Raw genomic sequence first — 21,203 nt, forward strand, 5'->3', positions numbered from 1 at the left:
GACCGGCGGCATTTCGTTTCCGGAGCCCCGCTATGATCGATGCCATCCTAGCCTTTTCGGTCCGTCAGCGGTGGCTGGTGATGATCTGCGTCCTGCTCATGGCCGCGTTCGGCGCCTGGAATTTCAGCAGGCTTCCGATCGACGCCGTCCCCGACATCACGAACGTCCAGGTGCAGATCAACACCAACGCGCCGGGCTATTCGCCGCTCGAAGTCGAGCAGCGCATCACCTTCCCCATCGAGACGGCGATGGGCGGCCTGCCGAATCTGGTCAACACCCGCTCGCTGTCCCGCTACGGCCTCAGTCAGGTGACGATCGTCTTCAAGGACGGAATCGACATCTACTTCGCGCGGCAGCTCGTCAACGAGCGGGTGCAGCGGGTGAAAGACGTTCTTCCGACCGGAATCGAGACGGCGATGGGGCCGGTTTCGACGGGCCTAGGCGAGATCTATCTCTACAGGGTCGAAGCCAAGCCGGGCACGAAGAATGCCGAGGGCCAGCCGTTCAGCCCGACGGATTTGCGGACGGTGCAGGACTGGATCATCAAACCGCAGCTCCGGAACGTCACCGGCGTGAACGAGGTGAACACGATCGGCGGCTTCGAGAAGCAATTCCACGTGCTTCCGGACACCAGCAAGCTGATGGCATACCGCCTCAGCTTCCGCGACGTGATGGCGGCGCTGGCGGCGAACAACGCCAACGTCGGCGCGGGCTACATCGAGAAGAACGGCGAACAATACCTCGTCCGCACCCCGGGTCAGGTCGCGAACCTCGACGATATCAGGCAGATCGTGATCGGCTCCCGCAGCGGCGTGCCCGTCCGGATCGTCGACGTGGCCGAGGTCAAGGAAGGCAAGGATCTGCGTACCGGGGCGGCCACGCTGAACGGCAGCGAAATGGTCATGGGAACCGCGATGCTCCTGATCGGCGAGAACAGCCGGACGGTTGCGCAGCGCGTCGCCGCCAAGCTGGAGCAGATCGCGAAGTCGCTGCCCGAGGGCGTCTCCGTGCGGGCGATCTACGACCGGACGCATCTCGTCGACGCCACCATCGCGACCGTCGAGAAGAACCTCGTCGAAGGCGCCCTGCTGGTCGTCGTCATCCTGTTTCTCATCCTCGGCAACTTCAAGGCGGCGATCGCGACGGCGTTGGTCATTCCCTTGGCCATGCTTTTCACGATCACCGGGATGTTCGAGAACAAGGTCAGCGCCAACCTGATGAGCCTGGGCGCCATCGACTTCGGCATCATCATCGACGGCGCCGTCATCATCGTCGAGAACTGCCTGCGCCTGCTCGCCCACGAACAGGCGAAACGCGGGCGGATTCTCACGCGCGAAGAACGCTTCGAGACGATCATCGCCGGCTCGCGCGAGGTGATCAAACCGAGCCTGTTCGGCACTCTGATCATAGCGGTTGTCTACCTCCCGGTCCTGACGCTGACGGGCGTCGAGGGCAAGATGTTCACGCCGATGGCGCTGACGGTCCTGATCGCGCTTCTGGGCGCGAGCATACTTTCGATGACCTTCGTTCCTGCCGCCGTCGCTCTGATGGTAACGGGCAAGGTGTCGGAGAAAGAGAATTGGTTCATGCGGCTGGCGCATCGGTCCTACGTGCCGATGCTTGACCTCGCCATCCGCTTCCGTGCCGTGGTGGCCGTGGTGGCCGTCGTGCTGATGGTCGCAAGCGGGTATGCGGCGTCGCGCATGGGCGGTGAGTTCATTCCCAGCCTGGACGAGGGCGACGTCGCCATCCAAGCGATCCGCATCCCCGGAACGAGCCTCACCCAGTCGCTGGAGATGCAGCAGGCCCTCGAGAAGCGCCTGCTTCAGATACCGGAGGTGAAGGAGAGCTTCGCTCGCACCGGCACCGCGGAGGTCGCCACCGATCCGATGCCTCCGTCGATCTCGGACGGTTACGTGATGCTGAAGCCGCGTGACCAGTGGCCGGACCCGAAGAAGCCGAAGTCGGACGTCGTGAAGTCGATCGAGGAGGCCTCCGAAGAGGTCGCCGGCAGCAGCTACGAACTATCGCAGCCCATCCAGCTGCGCTTCAACGAACTGATCTCGGGCGTTCGGAGCGACGTCGGCGTGAAGATCTTCGGAGACGATCTGGAGGTGCTGGCGCAAGTGGCTGGCCAGGTGCAGACGGTGCTCCAGGCCGTTCCGGGGGCCGCCGACGTGAAGACCGAACAGGTCGCCGGCCTGCCGGTGCTGACCGTGAAGCTCGACCGCAAGGCTCTGGCCCGCCTTGGCATCAGCGTCACGGACGTGCAGAGCCTCGTCGAGATCGCGGTCGGCGGTAAGAGCGCCGGTCTCGTCTTCGAAGGCGATCGTCGCTTCGATCTCGTCGTCCGTCTTCCGGAGGACAGGCGCTCCGACATCGAGGCTATGAAGTCGCTTCCGATCCCGCTGCCGCCCGTCGATGGTCAAGCGAAGGTCCAGCCAGCCGTTCTCGGTACTTCGCCGCTCAACCAGATGCGCTACGCGCCGTTGTCGGAGCTCGCGGAGATTTCCGTGTCGCCGGGTCCGAACCAGATCAGCCGCGAGGACGGCAAGCGGCGTATCGTCGTGTCCGCCAACGTTCGTGGCAGGGATCTCGGATCGTTCGTGACGGATGCCCAGAGCCAGATCGCTCAGAAGGTGAAGCTGCCTGCGGGTTATTGGATCGGCTGGGGTGGCCAGTTCGAGCAGCTCGTCTCGGCGACGCAGCGGCTCACGATCGTGGTCCCGATCGCGCTGCTTCTGATCCTGCTGCTGTTGTTCATCAGCCTAGGATCGGCCGCAGACGCGTTCCTCGTCTTCAGCGGAGTGCCGCTCGCGCTGACCGGCGGCATTTTCGCGCTGGTCCTGCGGGGAATCCCTCTGTCGATCAGCGCGGGTATCGGCTTCATCGCGCTCTCGGGCGTCGCCGTGCTCAACGGTCTGGTGATCATCACCTTCATCGAGCGGCTGCGCCATGAAGGCAAGACCATCATGGAGGCTGTCCATGAAGGGGCGCTGACCCGGCTGCGGCCGGTCCTGATGACGGCGCTCGTCGCCTCGCTCGGCTTCGTTCCGATGGCCATCGCCACCGGTGCCGGCGCGGAGGTGCAACGTCCGTTGGCGACCGTCGTTATCGGCGGGATCATCTCATCGACCATCCTGACGCTTCTCGTTCTTCCGGCGCTCTACATCCTGTTCCGCCGGGAATCTTCGCCTGCCGAAGTCGAGGCGGTGCCTGTCACGCCACAGAAGGAGACCACTACATGAAGAGGATACTGCTCGTCGCGACCGCGCTGCTGTTCGCCGCCCCTGCAATCGCGCAGCACGCACATGAAAAGGGCCCGAACGGCGGACCGATGGAGGACGTCGCCGGCGTCGAAGTCGAAATGGTCGCCAAGGGCAGGACGGTCACGTTCAACGTGTTCGACGAAGCCAAGAAGCCGGTATCGACGGCGGGGTTCTCGGGAACGGCGCTGCTGACCGCCGGCAGCGACCGCGAGACCCTTCCGCTCGTCGCCGAAGGCAACGCGCTTAAAGGCGACGCTAAGAAGGACATCGCGACCGGGTCCGCCGTCACCGTCACCCTGAAGACCGCCGACGGCAAGTCCGGCCAGGCGAAGTTCAAGAACTGAGACGGAAACTCGACAACCGAGGGAGCGGCGGCATCGACGGCGCTCCGGATGGACATCATGAACGACGCAACGAAATCAGGCGGCACGGGACGGGATCTGCGTCTCGATCTGTTCCGCGGCATGGCCAATTGGGCGATCTTCCTGGATCACGTGCCAAACAACGTGGTCGCGTGGCTCACCATGCGGAACTACGGGTTCAGCGACGCGGCGGAGTTGTTCGTCTTCGTATCGGGGTTCACGGTCGCGTTCGTGTATTCGAAGACGTTGCGAGCAAAGGGGCCGCTTGCAGCAGCGGCAGGTATCCTCGGCCGGGTCTGGCAGATCTACGTCGCGTACGTGCTTCTCTTCGTCTTCTACGTGGTGGCGGTCGGCTACGTCGCGCAACGCTACGGCCACGCCCATCTGCTCGACGAATACAACATCCGCAGCCTGATCGCCGATCCGGTCGAATTTCTGAAGCACGGTCTGCTGCTCGAATACCGCCCCCTCAACCTGGACGTCCTGCCGCTGTACATCGCTCTGATGGCCCCTTTTCCCCTTGTGCTCTGGCTGCTGACCAAGGCACCGGGCGTCACCTTGGCGGGCTCGGTCGTCCTCTACGCGGTGGCCCGGTCATTCGGCTGGAATCTTCCGGGGTACCCGTCCGGATACTGGTATTTCAATCCGTTCGCCTGGCAACTTCTGTTCGTGATCGGAGCATGGTGTGCGGTGGTCGATCGCGGCACATTGGATCGGACGCTGCGCTCGGGCATCGTGCTGCCACTAGCTCTTGTCGTCGTCGTTCTCTCGGCGATCGTGATGCTTGCGCCACTCACCGGAAATGGTTGGCTGCTGCCGGAGAAGCTGCACCTCCTTTTCCCGACGAACGACAAGACCAACCTCGCACCTTACCGCATCGCCCATTTCCTGGCCTTGGCGATCATCGTCGCGCGCATCGTTCCAGAAAACGCGCCGGCGCTGGCCTGGCCTGTCTGGCGGCCGTTGATCGTCAGCGGCCAGCATTCCCTTGAAGTCTTCTGCGCGGGAACGTTCTTCGCGGCCGTCGCGTATTTCGCGCTCGACCTCGTCGATGGATCCGTCAGATCCCAATTCGTCGTGAGCGCGGCGGGCATCTGCGCGATGGTCGCCGTGGCCTACCTTCGGAAGTGGTCGAAAGAAAACAAGGCGCGTCCCGCGATCGCGAGATGACGGATATGGCGATCTCAACCGCGGATCGATGCTCCGCTCAAGCAGCGGCGACTGCTGCGAGCCGGCGAGCGGCGGAACGGCAAGAGGTTCCAGATCACGCGTACGAAATGAGAAATTATGGGAGAGACCGATGACTGAAGCCGCACACGACGACCAGATCAAGATGCGCGTCGAAGGAATGGACTGCGCATCGTGCGCGGTGAAGATCGAGAACGCGCTGCGCCGCGTGCCGAGAGTCACCGATGTAGCCGTCTCCGTGGCGGCCGGAAACGTGACCGTCAGACACGATGGCGTCGATGTCGGGACATTGGCCGCTCGGATAACCGCTCTGGGCTACAACGTCGCGCCTGCCGACGAGAAGGGCGTCCATGCGCCCCACGGGAACGGCGGTGCATCTCACGACCATGACGATGCGGGCTTGCACGGTCACGATCACGGCCCTACCGACGGGTCTTGGTGGCGGACCTCCAAAGGCATCTTGACGATCGCCTCCGGAGCGGCGCTGGGAGCGGCTTTCCTGATCGGGAAGCTGGCTCCGGCTACGGAAAAATGGGCGTTTCTCGTCGCCATGATGGTCGGATTGATCCCGATTGGTCGGCGCGCTTTCGCCGCGGCAATATCAGGGACGCCGTTCTCGATCGAGATGCTCATGACGATCGCGGCCGTTGGCGCGGTCTTCATTGGAGCGACCGAGGAGGCCGCGACCGTGGTCTTTCTGTTTTTAATCGGCGAACTCCTGGAAGGTGTCGCGGCCAGCCGCGCGCGCGCGAGCATCCAGGACCTCACGAAGCTGGTCCCCAAGACGGCGATGCTCGAGGAGAACGGATCCGTCCGGGAAGTCCAGGCGGACACGCTCATAGTCGGTTCGATGATTCAGGTCCGGCCGGGCGACCGCATCCCTGCGGACGGCCTCATCGTCTCCGGAGAGAGCTTCGTCGACGAGGCGCCCGTGACTGGCGAAAGCACGCCTACTAGGAAGGGTCCCGAGGAGAGCCTATTCGCGGGCACCATCAACGGCGATGGGTTGCTGACCGTGCGCGTGACTGCCGCGGCGGCGGACAACACCATCGCGCGCGTCGTCCGGTTGGTCGAGGAGGCGCAGGAATCCAAGGCTCCCACGGAGCGCTTCATCGACCGTTTTTCCCGGTACTACACGCCCGGCGTCGTGGTGGTAGCCTTCCTGGTCGCCGTCATCCCGCCGCTGCTGTTCGGCGGCGTCTGGAGCGAGTGGGTCTACAAGGGCTTGGCGATCCTCCTGATCGGGTGCCCGTGCGCCCTGGTGATCTCGACGCCTGCGGCGATCGCCGCCAGCCTGTCGGCCGGTGCGCGCCGTGGACTGCTGCTCAAGGGCGGCGTCGTCCTCGAGCAGATGGGCAAGATCACCCTCGCATGCTTCGACAAGACCGGGACGCTGACGGCCGGAAAACCGGTCGTGACCGACGTGCTGTCGTTCGGCACTCCGGAGGACGAGGTGCTGCGGCTCGCGGCGGCGTTGGAGACAGGGTCCAGCCACCCGCTGGCGACGGCGATCCTCGCCGAAGCCTCAAAACGGGGGATCATTTCGCCGTCCGCCTCGGGATCTCAGGCGCTCGGAGGCAAGGGCGTCAGCGCGACCATCGACAGCCGGCAGATCTTCCTCGGGTCGCCCAAGGCCGCCGGCGAAATCGGTATCCTGGATATCGAGCATCAAGGCCGTGTCGCGGCGCTCAACGACGAGGGCAAGACGGTTTCGATCGTGGTGATCGGAACTTCGATAGCGGGGGCGATCGCAATGCGCGACGAGCCCCGCCCCGACGCCGCGAAGGGATTGAAACTCCTGACCGACGCCGGCATCCGGACGGTCATGCTGACCGGAGATAATCGCCGAACCGCCACGGCGATCGGCAAGTCGCTCGGGATCGAGGTGCAAGCGGGGTTGCTCCCGCAGGACAAGCAGCGGATCGTCGCGGAATTCCAGGCGCAGGGCTTCGTCGTCGCGAAAATCGGCGACGGCATCAACGACGCGCCGGCGCTCGCGGCGGCCGATGTCGGGGTCGCGATGGGCGGCGGCACCGACGTCGCCCTGGAGACCGCCGATGCCGCCGTGCTTCACGGTAGGGTCTCCGACGTCGCCGCGATGATCGATCTCTCGAAACGCACGATGCTCAACATCAAGCAGAACATCACGGTCGCGCTCGGGTTGAAGGCGGTTTTCCTCGTCACGACGGTCATCGGCCTTACCGGCCTCTGGCCGGCGATCCTCGCCGACACCGGCGCCACGGTCCTGGTTACGATAAACGCGCTCCGGCTGCTGAAGCCGCCGAGGACGCAGCCATGAGCCTGGAGGACATTTCGAGAGGGAAAAGTGCCCCGGTCTTCTTTGCCGCAGCGCTTCATATCTGTGCCGCAAACTTCGGCCTGCTGATTCCCGCCCGGGCCGCCGCGAGCTTCGCGACGGAAAACCCATGGGCGGCCGAGCACCTAGAGAAACTCCCGCCGGACATTCGTCGTCAAGTTTCGCGCCGCGAGCGCGCCTGCGGAAGCGGCGCTCTCGCGGGTCACTATTTCGCGGTCTCGATCGAGGGCGGCGGGCAGCGCTTCGTATCGTTGCATTTCGAGGACATCTCCTGCGCCAACCGAGAATCCTTGTGCCGCGGCAATGCCTGTCTCCATGAGGTGTTCGCGGAGTCGGGGGGGCGGCATCGGGTCGTGTTCAGCGGTTATGCGGAAGACGTCAGGATGAACAACGATCGAGGCACGGTCGTCCTAGAGGTCTCGCTCGGAGGGAGGCGGCAAGCTCTGGTGTGGGACGGGCGAAGGTTCGTTCCGGCAAGAAGAAGCAACGGATACTGAAATGCATACTTTGATCCTGAAGCATCTCCATCTCGGGGGCGCGAACCTGAGCTACCGCAAGAAATTCGGCCTGTTCTTCACCGTCGCGTGCGTCGTCACGGTGCTCGGCGGCGTCAAGACCGCCGTGCATTACTTCGGGCTGGAGTTTCTCGAACTGAACCGGCTCCTGACGAGCGGCATCGGCGGCGCGATTTTCATCATCGGCTTCCTGCTGTCGAGCATCCTGGCCGACTACAAGGAGGCGGAGCGCATCCCTGCGGACGTCCGCAATTCGGTCGAAGCGATCGATGGCGACCTCGAATGCTTCGCCTCGGACAATTCGGAGTTCGATCTCGCGACCTGTCGCGGCATACTGCTCTCGATCCTGGATCGGCTCCGTTCCGGCCTCGAACATTCCAACGGGCACAAGAACATTCCTCCGGTGCTGGAAGAGATAGCCAAGCTGACTCCGATCTTCGGGCGGCTCGAAGGCATGGGATTGGCGGCCAACTTCGTCGTCCGGCTGCGCACGTCGCAGGATGTGCTGCGCAGGTCCATGCTGCGCATCTATCAGATCCAGCGCGTGGAGTTCGTTCCGTCGGTCCACGTCCTCGTTCAGACGCTGGTGTTCGCGATCGTCATCATGATGCTCTTCCTCAAGACTGAGGGCGATCCGGCGTCGGCGATGATGTTCGGCTTCATAAGCTACATGTTCGTCTACGCGCTGTACCTGGTCCGGCTTCTCGAACAGCCGTTCGCGCAGGGGCACGGATCGCTGGACGACGTCAGCCTCTTCCTCTTGGACGAGCTCCGCGAAAGTCTGCGTAAGTCCCTTGCCGAGGTCACGTCGGCGGCGCCCCACTCACTTCAGGAGATTTGACATGCACGGCGGTGGAACCACTGGAACGGCGGCCGCAAAGCACGCCACGCGGCTCGCTTGGGCTTTGGGCCTCACGGCGACCTACATGTTGGCCGAGGTGGTCGGAGGGCTTATTACCGGTAGCCTCGCTCTTCTGGCGGACGCCGCCCACATGTTGACCGACGTGGGCGGACTGGCCCTTGCGCTTGTCGCCATCCGCTTCGCGGCGAAGGAAGCGACCCCGCAACGAACCTACGGGTATCTTCGGATGGAGGTGCTATCGGCGCTGGCCAACGCCGTCGTGCTGCTTCTGCTGACGGTCTACATTCTTTACGAAGCCTATCGGAGGTTTTTGGCGCCGCCCGAAGTCCTCGGCGGACCTATGCTGATCGTGGCGACGGGCGGACTAATCGTGAATCTGATCAGCATGAGACTTCTGATGGGCGGATCGTCGGAAAGCCTCAACGTGCGAGGCGCCTATCTCGAAGTGCTCGGTGATATGCTTGGCTCCATCGGGGTCATCGTGGCCGCCCTCCTCATGATTTGGAAAGGATGGGTTCTGGCCGATCCGATCATCGGAGCGGGGATCGGACTGTTCATCGTGCCCCGGACGCTCGGGTTGCTCAGACAGGTGACGCACATCCTCATGGAGGGCACTCCGGCGAATGTCGACGTAGGTACGCTCGAAGCGAAGCTGAAGCTTATCGCCGGCGTCGTCGCCGTGCATGACCTCCACGTATGGACCGTCACGTCCGGCTTCGATGCGATGAGCTGTCACCTGGTGGTGGAGGATCTGTCGAAAGGAAGGGAAGCTTTGCAGGAGGCGCGCCGTCTGATGAAGGACGACTTCAAGATCGATCACGTCACGATCCAGGTCGACGACGAGGCGATCAGAAACGAGGAGCCGGTTTTGCACGTTTGATGGATCAAAGACTCCCAAAGGGTTCACACCGCCTTTCGTCAGATCGACGACAGACGGTGCATTTTGCCAAGGCCACGTCGCTCGCGTTCCGGTGTGGCGGTCTGGGAAGACCGACCTCCGGCGCTTCGTAGGAATCCTCTTCTCCCGTACCGATGTGCGTGGCTGTCGCCTAGAGGCGGGTCGCCCGTAGACGCAGCGCGTTCCCCACCACCGTCACGGAGGACAACGCCATCGCTGCCGCCGCGATGATCGGAGAGAGCAGCAGCCCGAAAGTCGGATACAGGACCCCCGCGGCGATCGGAATGCCCGCCGCGTTGTAGATGAACGCGAAGAAAAGGTTCTGCCGGATGTTGCTCATCGTCGCCTCCGAGAGGCGGCGGGCCCGGATGATGCCGCCGAGATCGCCCTTGAGCAGCGTCACGCCGGCGCTCTCCATGGCCACGTCGGTGCCGGTGCCCATGGCGATGCCGACGTCGGCTGCGGCCAGGGCCGGCGCGTCGTTGACGCCGTCCCCCGCCATCGCGACGATCCGCCCGGCCTTCTGCAGCTTCTTCACTACCGCGCTCTTCTGGTCCGGCAGGACTTCCGCCTCGACCTCTGCGATGCCAAGGCGCTTCGCGACCGCCATGGCCGTGGTGCGGTTGTCGCCCGTCAGCATGATGACCCTGATGCCTTCGGCCGCCAGCGCCTTCAGCGCGTCCGGCGTGGTGGCCTTCACTGGATCTGCGATGGCGAGGATGCCGGCGAGTGCTCCGTCGATCGCAATATTCACGACCGTCGCGCCATCGCCGCGAAGCGTTTCGGCACGGCCTTCCAGCGACGAGGTGTCTACCCCGGACGCGTTCATGAATTTGGCGTTGCCCAACGTCACGACCTTGCCGTCGATCCTGCCTGTCACGCCCTTTCCGGTCGGAGAATCGAAGTCCGTGACGGCCGCGAGATTGAGGTTGCGCTCCTTCGCCTCGCGGACGATGGCGTCGGCCAGCGGATGCTCGCTCGACCGCTCGACGCTGGCTGCGAGCCTGAGCACCTCGCTTTGGTCGAAGCCCGGTGCGGGAATGATGGAAACGACCTTCGGCTTCCCCTCTGTGAGCGTTCCGGTCTTGTCGACGACCAGCGTGTCGACCCTCTCCATGCGCTCCAGGGCTTCTGCGTTCTTGATCAGCACGCCGGCCTGCGCGCCGCGACCGACCCCGACCATGATCGACATCGGGGTCGCGAGGCCGAGCGCGCACGGGCAGGCGATGATCAGCACGCTCACCGCCGCGACGAGGCCATAGGCAAGGCGCGGCTCTGGGCCGAACCAGACCCAGGCGGTGAAGGCCGCAACGGCCACGACGATGACCGCGGGCACGAACCACCCGGCGACCTGGTCAGCCAATCGCTGGATCGGCGCGCGGGACCGCTGCGCCTGAGCGACCATCTGCACGATCTGGGAAAGCAGGGTGTCGCGGCCGACCTTTTCGGCCTGCATGACGAAGCCGCCGGATTGGTTGAGCGTCCCGGCGATGATCTTCGCGCCGACCTCCTTGGTGACCGGCATGGATTCGCCCGTTACCAGCGATTCGTCGAGCGAAGAGCGACCTTCGGTCATGACGCCGTCCACCGGCACCTTTTCGCCGGGGCGAACGCGAAGCCTGTCACCGACGTTCAGGCTGTCCAGCGCCACTTCGTGGTCCTCGCCCGTATCGTCCACCAGCCGCGCGGTCTTGGGAGCGAGATCGAGCAGCGCCTTGATGGCGCCCGACGTCGCCTCACGCGCCCGCAGTTCGAGCACCTGCCCGAGCAGGACGAGGACGGTGATGACGGCGGCGGCCTCAAAGTAGACCGCCACGGCGCCGCCATGGCCGCGGAACGCGGGCGGGAAGACCCCCGGCGCCGCCGTCGCGACCACGCTATAGGCATAGGCCACGCCCGTGCCCATCGCGACGAGCGTGAACATGTTCAGGTTGCGGGTGACGAGCGATTGCCAGCCGCGGACGAAAAACGGCCAGCCTGCCCACAGCACGACCGGCGTGGCGAAGAAGAACTGGATCCAGTTCGATAGCGACGGCTCGACGAGACCATGTCCGCCGACGAGGTGGCCACCCATCTCCAGAACGACGGCCGGCGCTGCCAATGCTATGCCGATCCAGAACCGGCGCGACATGTCCGCGAGTTCCGGGTTGGGCTGGTCGTCTAGGCCGACCAGTTCGGGCTCGAGCGCCATACCGCAGATCGGACAGCTTCCCGGGCCGACCTGTCGGATCTCCGGATGCATCGGACAGGTGTAGATGGTGCCCTCAGCCACCGGAACCGCAAGCGCGTCCGGCTTCGACTTCTGCAGGTATCGCTGCGGGTCGGCGGCGAACTTGCTGCGGCAGTCGGCCGAGCAGAAATGATGGGTCTCGCCGGCGAGTGCGAACTTGTGCGGGGTCGTGTCCGGATCGACGGTCATTCCGCAGACGGGATCGATCGTGCCGGCGGCTGCCTCGTCATGAGCGTGGACATGTCCTTCATGGGAGCGACCGCCGTGATCGGCTCCGCCGCAGCAGCCGCCGGTTCCCTGCACGGTGTCCGCCTTGGCCGAATAAGCGTCGGGTGAGGCTGCGAACTTTGCGCGGCAGCCAGCGGAGCAGAAGTGGTAGCGCTGTCCGCCATGGTCGAAGCTGTGCTTGGCCGTGTCCGGATCGACGGTCATTCCGCAGACCGCATCGGTCGCCTTGCCCGTATCGGCGTGGTCCTTGCGTTGGCTTCCGTGCGACGCGTGCCCGGGCGCGTCATGCGCCGCACCGCCGCAGCAGGCGGAAGCAGCGGACTTCGTCGCTACGCTCTGCGGTCTGGAGCCACAGCCGCAACCACCCGAACCATCTTTTTTCGCCTCCGACATCTTCTTTCTCCAGGTCAAGAACTAATACCCTGTAGGGGTATATGCGCCCAATGCGCTAGGATATCAAGATGCTTCGTCGAAATGCGTGCGCGGCCGACGTCCAAGGCGAGGATGAAACAAGGGATGCCGTAATGAGTCCGTCGCGGACCTCGGAGACGCAGCGCGAACAACCCCTCTCCATCCGGAAACCCGATTGAGCGCCGCGGAGTCAGGCGCGCGAACCTGTCGCTCACCGGAGCCAAGCGGGGCAGCCGCGGACGGACCTGCCGCACGGCAACAACCTTGCCCGGCAACACCTGCGCGTTCCGAATCCGGACCGATGACCGGAGATCGCTCATACCTGTCCGGTACCGTTGCTTCGCCCCCTTGCAACCTGTACCCAGTAGGGGTACATCTCCCGCATGCGCGACGACATCAAGACATCGGTGAAGAAACGCCTCGGAAGGATCGAGGGGCAGGTCCGTGGCCTGTCGAAGATGGTCGAAGAGGACCGATACTGCATCGACGTTGTGACGCAGATCTCCGCGGTCCGTGCCGCGCTGCGCCGCGTGGAGGAAGAAGTGCTCAAAGACCACGTTTCTCATTGCGTGGAGCACGCCATCGCGAGCGGCGACAAGGCCGACCAGCGCCAGAAGATCGCCGAACTGATGGCCGTCGTCGGAAGGGCCGAACGATGACACGTTTGCAATTCGCCTTGGCGTTCTGGAATTTCGCGGATAGGCTCCGCCGATCGACGCGAACACCCGAAGGCATCTGAACCGTATGCTCGTCAGGCTCACCAGGAAACGTAGGCTGAAGGCAGGGTGGATCGTCGCCCTCGTCTATATGCTTTGCATCCTGGCGCCGACCCTGTCCTACGCCCTGCCGGGCGAACACGCCTCTGCCCACTGCCTGACCATGGAGGGCATGTCCGGCTCGATGCACATGCACGACGAAGCCGTCCAGCCGATGCACGCCCATCTCGACGGGCAGCAGCACGACCATGCTTCCGCGCAGCCGGCGTCGATGTCCGACGCGGCAGACATGATGACGATGTCCGACGATATGGACGGCGATGGCATGCCGGCGAAGAAGGCTCCTCACACCACCAGCGGCCAATGCTGCGCCCTGATGTGCGTCACGGCGATGCCTGCTTCGCTGGTCGATTTCGCGATGCCTCCGATGCCGACCTTGGTCCGCATCGCGACCAGCTATCGCGCCACCGCCGACAATGCGCCGGCCGTGCAGTACCGTCCCCCCATCGGCTGATCTGAACGTCTAGACTCGGTGCGTGCCCTGCAGAGGGATGACGCGCCTGTTGTCCACCGTCATTTCAGGAAACGAACATGTTCACGCAGTTTGGGGCGAAGCTCGCCGCCGTTCGCTCGGTGGCCGCTGGTGTATTCCGTTCACGACCGGCGATGCTCGCCGCCGTATCCCTCGGCACCCTCACTCTAGGAGGCTGTCTGCCGACGACAGTGCCCTTGGTGGGCGCCGACCCGGCCGATCCTTCGGCCAGGGTAGCGGGGGTAGGCTACCGCTCGACCGTCGCTCCCTACAGCAGCCTCCGGCCGGCGGCGCCGGCGCCTTGGCGCGAACAGAACGACCGCGCCGCTCCGGCGCCGAAATCCGACCGGTAGGAGCGAGACATGTCCAGCACGCGTCACGCCCACCGTCCGTTCGTCGCCCGCCGCGGTTCCAAGCCCGCAGCGGTGGCGGTCCTGTTCTCCTCGCTCCTCCTCTCCGGATGCGCCACCTTTTCGCCGGACGCCGGTATGGGCGTGGTCGCCGGGGTCGCCGGCGAGACCATCAAGAAGGACGTCATCTCGATCAGGACGCAGGACGACGCGGTACGCGCCGACGGCGCCGTCAAGGGCCTGCTACGACGAACGCTCACCGTGGATAGCGCCGTCCAGATAGCACTGCTCAGCAACCGCGGCCTTCAGGCGGCATACAACGAACTGGCGCTTGCCGAAACGGATCTGGTGGCGGAAAGCCTGCCGCCGAATCCCACCTTCTCCGTTTCACGCATCGCGGGCTCCGGGGTTGTCGAATTGGAACGCAGGATCGTGGCGGACATTCTTGCGTTGGCAACGCTTCCGGTACGTTCCGAGATCGCGCGACAGCGTTTCCGTCAGGCGCAGCTCCGGGCAGCGGAGGAAACGCTCCGACTGGCTGCCGATGTGCGGCTCGCGTACTTCCGCGCGGTCGCCGCCAACGAGCTTGTTCTACTCCTCACAGATGCCAAGTCCACGGCCGAATCCACGGCCCAGCTCGCATCGAAGCTCGGTCGGACCGGAGCGTTGAACAAGCTCGACCAGGCGCGAGAACAGGTCTTTTACGCCGAGATAACGGCGGAGCTCGCACTGGTACGGCAGGAGGCGGCGAGTTCGCGCGAGCGTCTGATCCGGCTTGCTGGACTGTGGGACGGAGACCTGGGATTCCGCATCCCGATGAAGCTTCCGGCGCTGCCACGTCGGCCACAACCGCTTCCCGGCATCGAGGTCGATGCCGTCGAGCGTCGCGTCGACCTGCAGATCGCACGTCTCGAACTGGTCGCTCTCGCCAATAGTCTGAAGCTCAGTGAGGCAAGCCGGTTCGTGACACTGCTGGATATTGCCGGGATCAACAAGAAGACGTCCGATGCCGGCGGCGCCGCCACGGAGCGCGGAGTCGATCTCCAGTTCCAGATCCCTCTCTTCGATGGTGGAGAAGTCCGAGTCCGGCAAGCCGTCGAGACCTACAATCAGGCCTTCAACCTCTTGACGGAAAGAGCGGTGAACGTCCGTTCGGAGGCGCGCGACGCCTACAAGACCTATCGGTCGGCGTACGACATCGCGGGCCACTATCAACGCGAGGTCCTTCCGCTGCGAGAGATCATCTCCAACGAGATGCAGCTTCGCTTCAGCAGCATGCAGGACGACGTGTTCGCATTGTTGACGGAGGCCAGGCAGCGCATAGCCGCCCTGCGCGCCGCAATCGAGGCGAAGCGCGATTTCTGGACGGCGCAATCAGAGCTGCAGACCGTCGTCAACGGCGGCGGTCGATCGGACGCACCGCAGCAGACCCGGACCGCGAAGACCGCCAGAGCCGGCGGCTGAATAGAAGGACTTGAACATGCTTTCCCGTAGAGGCTTTCTAAACACTGCCGCCCTGGCCGGTACCGTCGTCGTCGGCGGCCGGGTGCACGCCGCTAACATTCCCGAGGCGCCCACCATGGAGAAGGCGACGATGCAGCCGCCGCTGCACCCGTCGAGCGGTCCCGACTATAATCCAGTCGTCACCTTGAACGGCTGGACATTGCCGTGGCGGATGAACGGCGACTGGAAGGAATTTCATCTGGTCGCCGAACCGGTCGAACGCGAATTCGCCGAAGGCATGAAGGCGCATCTGTGGGGCTACAACGGTCAGTCACCGGGGCCGACGATCGAGTGCGTAGAAGGCGACAAGATCCGCATCTTCGTCACGAACAGGCTTCCCGAACCGACCACGGTGCATTGGCATGGCGTTATCCTGCCGAGCGGAATGGATGGCGTCGGTGGCTTGAGTCAGCCTCACATTCCGGTCGGAAAGACCTTCGTCTACGAATTCGAGATGAAATATAGCGGAACGTTCATGTACCACCCTCATTCGGACGAAATGGTCCAGATGGCGATGGGAATGATGGGCATGATCGTCGTGCATCCGCGCGACCGCTCCTTCCGGCCCGTCGATCGTGATTTTGTCTTCATCATGAGCACCTACGACATCGATCCCGGCACCTATCTCCCCAAGGTGTCGGAGATGACGAACTTCAACATGTGGACGTTCAACAGCAGGGTCTTTCCCGGCATCGATCCGATGATTGTCCGACTGGGCGATCGGGTGCGCGTCCGCATCGGCAATCTTACGATGACCAATCATCCCATCCATCTGCACGGCCACAAATTCGCCGTCACGTGCACTGACGGCGGCTGGGTGCCCGAAAGCGCCCAGTATCCGGAGACCACCACCGACGTGCCTGTCGGTGCGGTTCGGGTTTTCGACTTCATCGCCGACAATCCAGGGGACTGGGCGTTCCATTGCCACAAGTCGCATCACACCATGAACGCGATGGGTCACAATGTTCGGAACATGATCGGCGTTTCGAAGAAGGATCTTGCGAAGGCCGTTGGAAAGCTGGCGCCGGACGCGATGGCGATGGGAACGACGGGAATGGCGATGGGCGAGATGGAGATGCCGATGCCGGACAACACGCTGCCGATGATGACGGGCTCAGGGCAGTTCGGACCGATCGAGATGGGTGGCATGTTCACCGTCATGAAGATCCGCGAGGGCCTCGCCCGCGACGATTACCGGGACCCCGGCCCGTACAAGCACCCGCAGGGCACCGTCGCCTACGAAGTCGAGGCGCCGCAGAAGGATGCGCCGCGCCAGACCAACGAGAAGGCAAAGGCGAAGTCCGCCGCCCCGCAGCAGACGAAGGGCATGGACATGAAGGGGATGAAAGGAATGAAGGGGATGTGACTTCCCGCCCGACACCAGCAAACCGGAACACGGAAGCAACCGATGAAATCTATGTCATTCGCAGGAGCCGCAACGCTGGCGCTCCTGCTGCACACGGCGCCCGTCCTCGCCGAGAGCGATCATGCCGGACACGCGAAGCACGACGAGGTCTTCACGACCGGCGAGCCCGGCGACGCGAAGAAGCCGGCCAAGATCGTGCAGATCACGATGACGGAGGCGAACGGAAAAATGCTGTTCACGCCCGCGAAGATCGAGGTCCGCAAGGGCGATCAGGTCAAGTTCGTGCTGCGCAACGGCGGAGAGCTCGAACACGAATTCGTCCTCGGGACGACCGAGGAGAATCTGAAGCATGCCGTTTCCATGTCGAAGAATCCCGACATGGAGCACGACGATCCGAACGCCGCGAAGCTGGCTCCGAAGATGACGGGTGAAATCGTCTGGAAGTTCAGCAAGGCGGGCGAGTTCGAATACGCGTGCCTGATACCCGGCTACCGCGAAGCGGGCATGGTCGGCAACGTCGTCGTCAAGTAGCAACCCACGAAAGGAAAACAAAATGACCACCAACAGACTCGCAGCCGCCACCCTCGCGTTCTCGCTTCTGTTTTCGTCGGCAATCTTCGCGCAGGACGCGATGGTCAACGGCGAAGTGAAGAAGGTCGACGAGACCGCCAAGAAGATCACGCTCAAGCACGGCGCGATCAAGAACCTCGGCATGGAAGAGGACGGCATGACGATGGTTTTCAAGGTCCAGGATCCGGCGATGCTCAAGCAGGTGAAGGTCGGAGACAAGGTCCAGTTCACGGCCGAGCGCGGCAGCGACGGCATCGCCATTACCAAGATCCAGAAAAGCAAGTAGGGCACGAACGGTTTGCGCGCGCCGGCGAGCCCGCCGGCGCCGCAGCTCCGGGTCGAAGCGCTGAAGGACACGGCATGGATGCATCTCCGCGCAACGAAGGACCGGCCTCCGCAGGACGGACGCTTGCGTACGATCGCGAAACCGGACGGCTGAGCGGCGCGCGCCTCGTCGAGCGACTGGCGGTGGCCGCGCTGCAGGCGGGATCGGCGGCAACGGCGCGGTTCGGGCACCGCGGGTATCGGCTCGGCTGCAACGTCGTGTCCTCGGCCGTCGCACCCGGCGACATCGCAATCCGGCTTAATTCCGACGCCGTCTTCTCCATGCCCTTCGCGGACGGCTACTGGAGCCGCCTGCTCAACAGACGGTACGTCTACGAAGCTGAGATCGAGACCTTTCTGCGCGGCGTGTCAGACGTCGACTACGTATTCGTCGATGGCGGCGCCAACTTCGGATACTGGTCCGTGCTCGCGTCCAGCAGACCTTTCGGCGCGCACGATGCTCTGGCGATCGAGGCCTCCGCGCCGAACGTGTCGCGTCTCGAATTCAACTCCAGGCTCAACGGCTGCCGCTTCCGCTGCATCCACGCCGCGATCGGCGGCGCGCCCGGCGGCTTCGTCCGCATCACCGGCGACCGTCACGAAGCCTTTGGCACGGCGCGCGCCGGCGCCGGCGATCCCGACGCCGTCCGGACCGTCTCGCTCGACGGCCTCATGACGGAAGGTGCGATCGAACCCGCCCGACCGGTGGTCGTGAAGCTCGACGTGGAGGGCGTCGAGATTGAAGCGCTCCGGGGCGCCGAGCTGCTCTCGGCGGGAGATGCTGTGTTCATCTGCGAGGAGCACGGCGCGGACCGCCGGCATCTCGTTTCGCGGCATCTGATGAGCAAAACGTCGCTTCGCCTGTACGTCTTCGATGCCGCGACGGCAAGTTTCGTCCGGCTGCGGGACCTGTTCGTTCTCGACCGCATCAAGCGCCACGCATGGGTGGGATACAACGTTTTCGCGACCGCGAGCCCGTTTTGGAAAGAGAAACTCGAACGCATCGGATGGCGGTCATGAACGCGCCAAAGCGAATCCTTGCTGCGCCGCGCGTCTGGATGGACCTGCGTGCCGCGATCCGCGAGGTGCGCCCGCCTCGTTCCGTCGCCGAACCCGAATTCGATTGCTTGAGATATTGAGCGCTGGCCCTGTTTTTCCGACGATCCGAGAGCACGCGCGCCGCGCCGCGCGACGTATTTCTGCGTTCTGAAGCGGCGAAATCGACGGTGGAGTTTGCTGGTCGCGGCGCGGAACAAACCATTTGCTGCTGCCGTTTCGGCAGGCGTCGTTTCAACAATGGAGAAATGTCATGACGAGTACCGCACGAACTATACTTCGCAACTACGTTTCCGCCGCAGCCCTTCTGTTCGTTCTGGCCGCCCCCGGCCTGGCCCGGGCCCAGGGTGCCGAGAAGGAATACAAGGCGTCCATGGAGAAGATGGACGCGGCGATGATGAAGGGGATGGACCCCGACCCGACCAAGGCCTGGGCCAAGATGATGGTGGCGCATCACCAGGGCGCGATCGACATGTCCAAGACGGTCCTGAAGGAGACCAAGGATCCGATGATCCGCCAGATGGCCGAGAAGGGCATCAAGGAACAGAGCGAGGAGCAGAAGATGCTCGAGGAGTGGATCAGCAAGCACTGACCCGTAGCCGACCCTAACCGCAATCCGCGAGGACGCCATGATCGCACTGCCCTACGACTACTATCTGATCGCATGGTTCGTCCTCGCGGCCGGGTCGACGGCGTACGTCGCCTACGACCAGTTCAACGGCAACCCCGAGCCGACCGTCATGAAATGGGGATTCATTTTGGTCACGCTCTACATGGGGCCGTTCGGGCTGCTACTCTACGTCCTCGCGGACAAGGAGCCGACGCCGGGTGAGCACGAAGAATTCACGTCGCCGCTGTGGAAGCAGGGCGTCGGCAGCACGATCCACTGCGTCGCCGGCGACGCGACCGGCATCATTCTCGCGGCCGTCGTCACGGCCTCGCTCGGGTTGCCGATGTGGATCGACCTGATCGTCGAATACGTCGCCGGCTTCTCGTTCGGACTGTTCGTCTTCCAGTCCCTGTTCATGAAGAAGATGATGGGCGGGACCTACTGGGAGAACGTCCGCAAGAGCTTCGTCCCCGAGTTTATCAGCATGAACGCGATGATGGCCGGCATGGCGCCGGCCATGAGCTTCCTGATGATGGGTCGCGACATGCGCGCGATGGATCCGCTCGAGCTGGTGTTCTGGGGCGTGATGTCCCTCGGCGTGATGGTCGGCTTCACTACCGCGTACCCCTTCAACGTCTGGATGGTGAAGAAGAAGATCAAGCATGGCCTGATGACGGTACGCGCCGGCAAGGCATCGAAAGCCCACGCAAGTCATGCAGCGATGCCCGCTATGGAGGGAATGGACCACGGCAAGATGAAAGAAGGCGGCGGCCATGCGATGGGCGGCGATGCCACGCGCCCTCAGCTGGCCGCGCTCGCGGGCGTCACGGGATTTCTGCTCATATCCGGGATGATCGTTCCGGGGTTTTCGGTGAATCTGGGCCTGAGCGCCCGCGATGTCGATGGCGCGATCATGCCGCCCGGAATGATCAACACGTTCGACCTGCCCGGCGAGGCCATGAAGGACATGGCCGCGGTGAAGCCCAGGCAGGTAACGTACACGGCTCCGCCCGACGCGAAGGGCGACCAGGTCCTCCAGCCCCGCGTCGAGAACGGCATCAAGGTCTTCGACATCGAGGCTTCGATCATCCGTTGGAACATCCTGCCGAACGTCGCGGTCGACGCATACGCGTACAACCGCCAGGTGCCCGGGCCGCGGCTCCAGCTCACCGAGGGCGAGCACGTCCGGATCAATTTCCACAATGCTCTTCCGGAAAGCACGACGGTGCATTGGCACGGTCTGATCGTTCCCAACGAAATGGACGGACCGGCGAAGGTCACGCAGGATCCCGTCCCCCCGGGCGGTTCCTACACCTACGAATTCGACGTCGCCCAGAGCGGGACCTACTTCTACCACAGCCACGACCATCCGGACCGACAGCAGGCGCTCGGGCTCTACGGCGCGCTGCTGATCTCGCCAAAGGATCCGTCGGCGGAGGCCAAGGCCGACATCGACTACACGGTCCAGCTTCAGGAATGGCTGAAGCGGGAGTGGCGGACGTTTCCCGCCATGCTGATGGAAGGTGCGCTGCCCAACTACTTCACAATCAACGGCAAGGCGTATCCCTCGACCGATACCGTTCCGATGAAGGTCGGCCAGACCATCAAGATCCGCTTCATCGGCACCAACAACAACTTCGTGCATCCGATGCACGTCCACGGCGGCCCGTTCCAAGTCGTGGCCGTGGACGGAGTGACGCTGAACGAGAGCGCGAAATACCAGGCGGACACCGTCAACGTCGGGCCGGGCCAGCGCTACGACGTCGTCTGGACCGCGCGAAGGCCAGGCAAGTGGCTGGTGCACTGCCATATCCCCCACCACACCGCCAACAACAACGTCGAAGAGAAGGGCGGCGGAGGCCTCATGCTCGTTCTGGACGTCCACTGAAATCCGCA

At 63.8% G+C, this 21,203-nt stretch carries 18 protein-coding genes; 17 read left to right on the forward strand and 1 reads right to left on the reverse strand.

What is annotated here, in order from left to right; all coding sequences use genetic code 11:
• Positions 1-32: 32 nt before the first annotated feature.
• The 7 genes from ACEK02_RS31940 to ACEK02_RS31970 all read left to right on the forward strand — a co-directional run bounded on the left by ACEK02_RS31940 (position 33) and on the right by ACEK02_RS31970 (position 9,393).
• On the forward strand, positions 33-3,248 hold the full coding sequence (locus ACEK02_RS31940; protein ID WP_371425719.1) for an efflux RND transporter permease subunit: 3,216 nt from the start codon (positions 33-35) through the stop codon (positions 3,246-3,248).
• Complete coding sequence (locus ACEK02_RS31945) at positions 3,245-3,613, forward strand: hypothetical protein (protein ID WP_371425721.1); 369 nt, start codon at positions 3,245-3,247, stop codon at positions 3,611-3,613. The genes ACEK02_RS31940 and ACEK02_RS31945 overlap by 4 nt, the downstream gene beginning before the upstream one ends.
• Before the next feature lie 48 nt (positions 3,614-3,661).
• Positions 3,662-4,801: an OpgC family protein gene (locus tag ACEK02_RS31950; protein ID WP_371425723.1), complete on the forward strand. Its 1,140-nt coding sequence runs from the start codon at positions 3,662-3,664 to the stop codon at positions 4,799-4,801.
• A 130-nt stretch (positions 4,802-4,931) separates the two neighbouring features.
• Positions 4,932-7,118, forward strand: a complete 2,187-nt coding sequence (locus ACEK02_RS31955; RefSeq protein WP_371425725.1) for a heavy metal translocating P-type ATPase — start codon at positions 4,932-4,934, stop codon at positions 7,116-7,118.
• Positions 7,115-7,633 carry a hypothetical protein gene (locus tag ACEK02_RS31960; RefSeq protein WP_371425727.1) on the forward strand — a complete coding sequence of 173 codons (519 nt, stop codon included), beginning with the start codon at positions 7,115-7,117 and terminating at the stop codon, positions 7,631-7,633. Before ACEK02_RS31955 ends, ACEK02_RS31960 begins: the two co-directional genes overlap by 4 nt.
• A 1-nt stretch (position 7,634) precedes the next feature.
• Positions 7,635-8,492, forward strand: a complete 858-nt coding sequence (locus ACEK02_RS31965; RefSeq protein ID WP_371425729.1) for a hypothetical protein — start codon at positions 7,635-7,637, stop codon at positions 8,490-8,492.
• A gap of 1 nt (position 8,493) precedes the next feature.
• Complete coding sequence (locus tag ACEK02_RS31970; RefSeq protein ID WP_371425731.1) at positions 8,494-9,393, forward strand: cation diffusion facilitator family transporter; 900 nt, start codon at positions 8,494-8,496, stop codon at positions 9,391-9,393.
• A gap of 169 nt (positions 9,394-9,562) precedes the next feature.
• Here the strand turns inward: ACEK02_RS31970 and ACEK02_RS31975 are convergent, their stop codons facing one another.
• Positions 9,563-12,262, reverse strand: a complete 2,700-nt coding sequence (locus ACEK02_RS31975) for a heavy metal translocating P-type ATPase (RefSeq protein ID WP_371425733.1) — start codon at positions 12,260-12,262, stop codon at positions 9,563-9,565.
• A gap of 401 nt (positions 12,263-12,663) precedes the next feature.
• Between ACEK02_RS31975 and ACEK02_RS31980 the strand changes: the two genes are divergently transcribed.
• From ACEK02_RS31980 to ACEK02_RS32025, 10 genes are all read left to right on the forward strand, one after another.
• Complete coding sequence (locus ACEK02_RS31980) at positions 12,664-12,939, forward strand: metal-sensitive transcriptional regulator (RefSeq protein ID WP_371425735.1); 276 nt, start codon at positions 12,664-12,666, stop codon at positions 12,937-12,939.
• Between the two features lie 85 nt (positions 12,940-13,024).
• Positions 13,025-13,510 (forward strand): hypothetical protein, encoded by a 486-nt coding sequence (locus ACEK02_RS31985; protein ID WP_371425737.1) that lies wholly within the window; start codon positions 13,025-13,027, stop codon positions 13,508-13,510.
• A 77-nt stretch (positions 13,511-13,587) separates the two neighbouring features.
• Positions 13,588-13,881 carry a hypothetical protein gene (locus ACEK02_RS31990; RefSeq protein WP_371425739.1) on the forward strand — a complete coding sequence of 98 codons (294 nt, stop codon included), beginning with the start codon at positions 13,588-13,590 and terminating at the stop codon, positions 13,879-13,881.
• A 9-nt stretch (positions 13,882-13,890) separates the two neighbouring features.
• Complete coding sequence (locus tag ACEK02_RS31995; RefSeq protein ID WP_371425741.1) at positions 13,891-15,342, forward strand: TolC family protein; 1,452 nt, start codon at positions 13,891-13,893, stop codon at positions 15,340-15,342.
• A 16-nt stretch (positions 15,343-15,358) separates the two neighbouring features.
• Positions 15,359-16,747 carry a multicopper oxidase domain-containing protein gene (locus ACEK02_RS32000; protein WP_371425743.1) on the forward strand — a complete coding sequence of 463 codons (1,389 nt, stop codon included), beginning with the start codon at positions 15,359-15,361 and terminating at the stop codon, positions 16,745-16,747.
• A gap of 42 nt (positions 16,748-16,789) precedes the next feature.
• A complete protein-coding gene (locus ACEK02_RS32005) occupies positions 16,790-17,278 on the forward strand; it encodes a plastocyanin/azurin family copper-binding protein (RefSeq protein WP_371425745.1) in 489 nt (162 codons plus the stop codon).
• Between the two features lie 22 nt (positions 17,279-17,300).
• Positions 17,301-17,603, forward strand: a complete 303-nt coding sequence (locus ACEK02_RS32010) for a copper-binding protein (protein ID WP_371425747.1) — start codon at positions 17,301-17,303, stop codon at positions 17,601-17,603.
• A 74-nt stretch (positions 17,604-17,677) separates the two neighbouring features.
• On the forward strand, positions 17,678-18,661 hold the full coding sequence (locus tag ACEK02_RS32015) for an FkbM family methyltransferase (protein WP_371425749.1): 984 nt from the start codon (positions 17,678-17,680) through the stop codon (positions 18,659-18,661).
• Between the two features lie 289 nt (positions 18,662-18,950).
• Entirely contained in the window at positions 18,951-19,289 is a 339-nt protein-coding gene (locus ACEK02_RS32020) for a DUF305 domain-containing protein (protein ID WP_371425751.1), read from the forward strand.
• Between the two features lie 37 nt (positions 19,290-19,326).
• Complete coding sequence (locus ACEK02_RS32025; RefSeq protein WP_371425753.1) at positions 19,327-21,195, forward strand: DUF4396 domain-containing protein; 1,869 nt, start codon at positions 19,327-19,329, stop codon at positions 21,193-21,195.
• Positions 21,196-21,203 lie beyond the last annotated feature (8 nt).

The organism is Tardiphaga sp. (assembly GCF_041424195.1).
Taxonomy (GTDB): Bacteria; Pseudomonadota; Alphaproteobacteria; order Rhizobiales; family Xanthobacteraceae; genus Tardiphaga.

What these genes read in the sequence shown, in the direction of transcription:
- ACEK02_RS31940 (WP_371425719.1), top strand. Translation starts at nt 33, where the DNA reads ATGATCGATGCCATCCTAGCCTTTTCGGTCCGTCAGCGGTGGCTGGTG.
- ACEK02_RS31945 (WP_371425721.1), top strand. Translation starts at nt 3,245, where the DNA reads ATGAAGAGGATACTGCTCGTCGCGACCGCGCTGCTGTTCGCCGCCCCT.
- ACEK02_RS31950 (WP_371425723.1), top strand. Translation starts at nt 3,662, where the DNA reads ATGGACATCATGAACGACGCAACGAAATCAGGCGGCACGGGACGGGAT.
- ACEK02_RS31955 (WP_371425725.1), top strand. Translation starts at nt 4,932, where the DNA reads ATGACTGAAGCCGCACACGACGACCAGATCAAGATGCGCGTCGAAGGA.
- ACEK02_RS31960 (WP_371425727.1), top strand. Translation starts at nt 7,115, where the DNA reads ATGAGCCTGGAGGACATTTCGAGAGGGAAAAGTGCCCCGGTCTTCTTT.
- ACEK02_RS31965 (WP_371425729.1), top strand. Translation starts at nt 7,635, where the DNA reads ATGCATACTTTGATCCTGAAGCATCTCCATCTCGGGGGCGCGAACCTG.
- ACEK02_RS31970 (WP_371425731.1), top strand. Translation starts at nt 8,494, where the DNA reads ATGCACGGCGGTGGAACCACTGGAACGGCGGCCGCAAAGCACGCCACG.
- ACEK02_RS31975 (WP_371425733.1), bottom strand. Translation starts at nt 12,262, where the DNA reads ATGTCGGAGGCGAAAAAAGATGGTTCGGGTGGTTGCGGCTGTGGCTCC.
- ACEK02_RS31980 (WP_371425735.1), top strand. Translation starts at nt 12,664, where the DNA reads ATGCGCGACGACATCAAGACATCGGTGAAGAAACGCCTCGGAAGGATC.
- ACEK02_RS31985 (WP_371425737.1), top strand. Translation starts at nt 13,025, where the DNA reads ATGCTCGTCAGGCTCACCAGGAAACGTAGGCTGAAGGCAGGGTGGATC.
- ACEK02_RS31990 (WP_371425739.1), top strand. Translation starts at nt 13,588, where the DNA reads ATGTTCACGCAGTTTGGGGCGAAGCTCGCCGCCGTTCGCTCGGTGGCC.
- ACEK02_RS31995 (WP_371425741.1), top strand. Translation starts at nt 13,891, where the DNA reads ATGTCCAGCACGCGTCACGCCCACCGTCCGTTCGTCGCCCGCCGCGGT.
- ACEK02_RS32000 (WP_371425743.1), top strand. Translation starts at nt 15,359, where the DNA reads ATGCTTTCCCGTAGAGGCTTTCTAAACACTGCCGCCCTGGCCGGTACC.
- ACEK02_RS32005 (WP_371425745.1), top strand. Translation starts at nt 16,790, where the DNA reads ATGAAATCTATGTCATTCGCAGGAGCCGCAACGCTGGCGCTCCTGCTG.
- ACEK02_RS32010 (WP_371425747.1), top strand. Translation starts at nt 17,301, where the DNA reads ATGACCACCAACAGACTCGCAGCCGCCACCCTCGCGTTCTCGCTTCTG.
- ACEK02_RS32015 (WP_371425749.1), top strand. Translation starts at nt 17,678, where the DNA reads ATGGATGCATCTCCGCGCAACGAAGGACCGGCCTCCGCAGGACGGACG.
- ACEK02_RS32020 (WP_371425751.1), top strand. Translation starts at nt 18,951, where the DNA reads ATGACGAGTACCGCACGAACTATACTTCGCAACTACGTTTCCGCCGCA.
- ACEK02_RS32025 (WP_371425753.1), top strand. Translation starts at nt 19,327, where the DNA reads ATGATCGCACTGCCCTACGACTACTATCTGATCGCATGGTTCGTCCTC.